A 2,555-nucleotide genomic window follows, 5' to 3' on the forward strand; every position below is an offset into this window, starting at 1 on the left:
ATTAGGGGTCGAGAAGGTCGTCACCGACCTCCCCTCCCATTCAGAACCGTGCGTGAGACTTTCGCCTCACACGGCTCCTAGTTTGACTGTTCCCTTGTTAAGGATACCGCTTGACTTCTTTTGGTTTGGTCTAGTATTATCTATATTAACATGGATGATGTTAATGTAGATGATTTAAGGCTTCCATCAGATGCCGATTTATCATCGTGACAGTGGCGGTGTAATAATTGAAGGTTTTTATATTCATCCTTTCCGCCTAAGCTGAGGGGGTGAATGTGGTCAGTTTCAATTAAATCCGATGGGGTGAAGTATTGACCACATCGGCTACACTTGCCTTGTTGCTTCTTAAGTAGTTTGGCTACTCTTGTCGGCGTGTCGATTGCTTGTCCTCGTCTGGTCGCCCAGTAAGTCCAATTTCCGTCGAATGGTGATGCGTCGGGGCGTACTAGGGTGTGTCTGACAATTGGTGTCCAATTATGTTTCCATAGATAGAGACCATCTTTGGCTTGGAATAACCAAGATTCATGTCTTTCCTTCCCATTACTGAGTTTAACTGTACCCGGTCTGAAGTATTTATTCAGTTTTTCGTAGTCCGCTTTACCGCATCTTGTTACTGTCCATGCCCTTAACCTTAACCAGATTGTGTAGTCTAGTTTATTGAAGGTATCCGTGGATACTACTCCTGAGTAGTAGTTAGCCCAACCTCTAACGATTGGGTTTAGTTGACTAATCAGGGCTACTTGGGGTGATGTTCTGTGTTTTTTAATTACCCCCTTAATCGCTTCTGTGTGGGCTTTAACTGCTTTTTGGCTAGGTTTTATAAGTGTTAGGAATGTTTTGAATATTCCTTTGCATATTTTTCCTGCTTTGTGTTTTCCTGCTGGGTATTGCCTGATGTTAAATCCTAGAAAATCAAAACCGGGTTCTTCTGTTTTCCCATTGTACTCAATGGGGTTAAGTGTATGACACACTCTAGTCTTTTCTGGTTTGAGTTCTAGTCCTATCGGTTTTAACCATTCGGAAATGGCAGTTTGACACTGTTCAATGATTTCGAGTGATGGTGAAATCACCACAAAGTCATCAGCGTATCTTATTAAAACAGCTTGGTTTCTGTTATTCTTCTTAGGGAATAGTGTTTCGATGAGTCTTGCCATTCCATCCAGTGCGATGTTAGCAAGAAGTGGACTTATTACCCCTCCTTGTGGTGTCCCTGTTTCTGTTTCTTCAAATACGCCGTTATCCAACACTCCTGCTTTGAGCCATTGTTTTATGTCTCTTTTTAGGGAACTTGGACAATGAATTTTGGACAGTAAAAAGTTGTGATTAATTCGGTCAAAACACTTGGCAATATCAGCATCTAATACAAAGTAGCTATTTTTATTAATGCTAAGGTATATTCTCGATATTGCGTCATGGGCAGACCTTCCGGGTCGGAAACCATAGCTGGTTCCTTCCATTTTTGACTCCCATTCTGGTTCAAGTGCCGATTTAATCAACGCTTGTCTAGCTCTGTCTTTGATGGTTGGTATTCCTAATGGGCGTTTTTCATCCCTGCCGGGTTTAGGAATCCATACCCTTCTTAGCGGTTTTGCTTTAAGTGTTCCCTTGATTTCTTCGGTTAGATTTAGCCTTTGTTCAGGGGATATTGCTATCACTCCATCGACTCCTGCTGTTTTCTTTCCTTGATTATCTTGGGTTACTTTGCGAACTGCTAATAGACGAGCGTAGTACGATTTCACCAATAAACGTTGCAACCTTCTAACCTTTGCATCCTGTCCCGATTTAGCCGCTTGGTATATTCTCTTTTGGAGCTTGAAAACATATCTTTGGACTTTCGCCCAATTGATAGTTTTCCATACATTCGTAGTCTTAGTGGTTTTCGGTTTCCCGAACCCTTTACCTTCTCTCGATTTCGTCATATAGACTCCTACTAGACTCTATCCTTACAATCAAACCGTAACCTGTTAGCATATCTTGACTATTACCGTCAAGCGTTGGCTTTTGGTTACATCTCACACCCTTAAAGGCTTGCGCTTACACTTATCACTACTGGGTATTTCGACCTATACTCAGAGCCTTAAAGGGCTTATCACGTTCCGTTTATATGGGCATTCCATCTTTAGATTTGTCCTTGTCCGCCGGGGTACTTTAAAGGTCTGTGTAAGTGAAAAACAGAAGTCCTTACTTTTCCCCTTGTTCTTTATTTTGAACGCAGTGTATCAACTTATTTCACTACTGAATACTTACGACGGTTCAAGTCAGACATTTGGCTCACGCCTAATCATGGATGGTTGGCAGTGGTCTCGATTCTGGTGTTAGGTTACACCTCGGAGCCTTCCGTTCCCCGCTTCAGTCCCAGAGTTGTGACTTCTGAATCTGGGGGTGGCTATCGCCGTTACTCTCACCTTTTGTAGCAATTGTAAATAATTGTTACAAAGTGTTTTGACCTTGAGTCCCCTTGCCTAGTTTGGTATCTGACGATACTAAACGTCGGGACATATAAACAGTTATAAGGTTGGTCATGGTTGACCTCTTAGATTCAGTCGGGGGACTGA

At 42.3% G+C, this 2,555-nt stretch carries 1 pseudogene; it reads right to left on the minus strand.

The annotated features are described in order from the left end of the window. Nucleotides 1-77 precede the first annotated feature (77 nt). Nucleotides 78-1,919: pseudogene (ltrA, locus tag O9295_RS05200) on the minus strand (group II intron reverse transcriptase/maturase). Nucleotides 1,920-2,555: the final 636 nt, after the last annotated feature.

This window comes from Microcystis sp. LE18-22.4A, assembly GCF_027531105.1.
Taxonomy (GTDB): Bacteria; Cyanobacteriota; Cyanobacteriia; order Cyanobacteriales; family Microcystaceae; genus Microcystis; species Microcystis aeruginosa.